Annotated in this window: 1 protein-coding gene; it reads right to left on the bottom strand. The window is 53.5% G+C overall.

Translation table 11 applies throughout. From position 1 onward, the window contains the following. On the bottom strand, window positions 1-3,158 hold a 3,158-nt coding region (locus QUA23_RS30690), incomplete at both ends, for a two-partner secretion domain-containing protein (protein ID WP_333110712.1).

The following is a 3,158-nucleotide window of genomic DNA, read 5'->3' as shown; positions in this document are numbered from 1 at the left end:
TTTCCACCTCTGCCATCACGGGCAGAAGCGAGGATATCGCTGTCGTCGAAAGCGAGGATGGAGTCAGCTTTTATGTCTATGTTGCCACCGCCTCCTACACCAGAGTTAACCCTGCTGGTGATGTCACTGTTGCCCGATAGGCGAATATTAGAAGCTGTGATGTCGATACTTCCCCCGGAAGATCGAGCGGAGCTGGTTGAGATCGTGCCATTGTTAGCTTGTAGGGTATCGCGGGCTGTAATGTTGATATTGCCTGCTGTTCCTTCTCGCGCGCTGCTGCTGGATACCCGTGCCCCATCGCTTACCAGCAAGCGCCCCGTGTCAATTCCCAAATTCCCTGCATCCCCACTCCCTTGAGTATCAGTAAACAAGCCACCGGGAAACCGACCATTGGCTGATGTACTAATCACCTCAACCGAATCTGTTGCCGTAATCTGCAAGCTGCCACTGTTGCCTGAGCTGAAAGTACGGGTTGATACCTCTGCCCCGCGCACCAGCAAGCGCCCCGTGTCAATCCTCAAGTTCCCTGCATTTCCACTCCCTTGAGTATCAGTAAACAAGCCACTGAAAAACCGACCATCGGCTGATGTACCACTCAACTCAACCGAATCCGTTGCCATAATCTGCAAGCTGCCACCCTTGCCCGAACCGAAAGTTGTGGTGGATATCACCGCCCCATCGCGCACCAGCAAGCGCCCCGTGTCAATCCTTAAGTCCCCTGCATCCCCACTCCCAGAACTAGAAGCAGACAAGCCACTGACAACCCGACTATCGGCTGAAGCACCCATCACCTCAACCGAATCTGTTGCCCTAATCTGCAATTTGCCGCCCTTGCCTAAACCTCTAGTACGGGTTGATACCTCTGCCCCGCGCACCAGCAAGCGCCCCGTGTCAATCCTCAAGTTCCCTGCATCCCCACTCCCTTGACTATCAGTAAACAAGCGACTGCTAAATTGACCACTGGCTGAGCTACCAATCACCTCAACCGAATCTGTTGCTGCAATCTGCAAGCTGCCGCCCTTGCCCGAACTGAAAGTACCGGCTGATACCTGCGCCCCATCGTGCACCAGCAAGCGCCCCGTGTCAATCCTCAAAATCCCTGCATCCCCACTCCCTTGACTAGAAACCAACAAGCCACTGCCAAACTGATCACTGGCTGAGCTACCCATCACCTCGATCAAATCTGTTGCCGTAATCTGCAACCTGCCGCCCTTGCCTGAACCTGTAGTAGCGGTTGATACCTGCGCCCCATCGCGCACCAGCAAGCGCCCCGTGTCAATCCTCAAAATCCCTGCATCCCCACTCCCATTACTCTCAGTAAACAAGCCACTCCTAATCTGACCACTGGCTGAGGTACCAATCACCTCAACCGAATCAACAGCGGTAATCTGCAAGCTGCCGCCGTTGCCCGAACTGAAAGTACCGGCTGATACCACTGCCCCACCCTTGACCAGCAAGCGACCCGCGTTAACGCTCAAAATCCCTGCATCCCCACTCCCGTTACTCTGAGTAAACAAGCCACTGGGATACTGACCACTGGCTGAGGTCCCGATCGCCTCAACCGAATCTGTTGCCTTAATCTGCAAGCTGCCACCGTTGCCTGAACCTCTAGTAGCGGCTGTTACCCGTGCCCCATCGCGCACCAGCAAGCGACCCGTGTCAATCCTCAAATTCCCTGCATCCCCACCCTCGTTACCCTCACTCTGAGCCGACAAGCCACTTATAAACCCATTGGCTGAGTTACCAATCACCTCAACCGAATCTGTTGCCCTAATCTCCAAGCTGCCGCCCTTGGCCAAACCGGAAGTAGCGACTGATACCTCTGCCCCATCGCGCACTAGCAAGCGCCGTGTGTTAATGCTCAAATCTCCTGCATCCCCCCCACTCCCTACCCTACTATTCCGAGCAAACAAGCCACCGCTAGAGGGACGATTGCCTGTTGATACTCCAATCGCCTCAACCGAATCAACAGCGGTAATCTGCAAGTTGCCGCCCTTGCCTGAACCGTAAGAAGTGGTTGATATGTATGACCCATCGCTCACCAGCAAGCGCCGTGTGTTAATGCTCAAATTCCCTACACCCCCAGTCCCAGAAGTAGACAAGCCACTGGTGAAGTTACCATCGGCTGAGCTCCCAGTCACCTCAACCGAATCAGAAGCGTTAATCTGCAAGTTGCCACCGTTGCCTGAACCGAAAGTACCGGTTGATACCAGCGCCCCATCGCGCACTAGCAAACGCCCCGTGTCAATCCTCAAATCCCCACCCCCATTACCCCCAGTAAACAAGCCAGCGATAAACTGATCACTGGCTGAGTTACCAATCACCTCAACTGAATCCGTTGCCGTAATCTGCAAGTTGCCGCTCTTGCCTGAACCGTCACTAGAGGCTGATACCCGTGCCCCATCGCGCACCAGCAAGCGCCCCGTGTCAATTCTTATGTCTCCTCCAGTTCCCGTTCCTGTGGTTCCCACATCAGCCGTCAGGTATGAAGCGTCCCTCAGCTCAACCTCTGTTGCGCGTACCAGTACCTGTTTGCCATTTTGTGCCCCCCAGGTGTTAGCGAAAATATACGAGCTTTGTGTCATCGAAAACTGCCCACCGCGAATCTGAATGTCACCGCCTCCTTCACCACTGGCATTCACAGATGCCCCGTTTGATAATGAAATATTGCCAAAATTATTAATCGAGTCATAGCCTAGGACAAAGTTGTTCCCACTAGAACTCAAACTTACTTCTCCCACTCGGGCCACACTGCCGAGTTCAATGCGTCCTCCGGCTGCTGTCAGCCTCCCGGAGTCTAGGAATACATTCCCACCAACTAACGCTAAAGTTCGACCCGGTTGCACCTGTAGCCCTGGGGGAAGACCTCGTGAGTTAGGCCGATCTAAACTTGGTGCTTGCGATCGATTAACAATGGGTTGAGCAGCAACGGCATTAAACCACAAAGCTGAGGGACTGACGCTAAGTAAATTACTCGAACTCGGTTGTGAAGCGCTAAATAGTCCGGTATCCCCTAACTTGACGGCATTCGCTGTCGTTGCCAAAAATGAACCCTGCACGTCTAAACTGGCAGATGGTCCAAACACAATGCCGTTTGGATTAATTAAAAACAAATTAGCAGGGCCTAAAACCCCCAACCGTCCCAAAATATCCGAACG

This window comes from Microcoleus sp. Pol1C5, assembly GCF_036701115.1.
In the GTDB taxonomy this organism is placed as follows: domain Bacteria; phylum Cyanobacteriota; class Cyanobacteriia; order Cyanobacteriales; family Microcoleaceae; genus Microcoleus.
The sequence above is the reverse complement of the archived record's forward strand: the minus strand, read 5'-3'. Positions and strand labels throughout refer to the sequence as shown.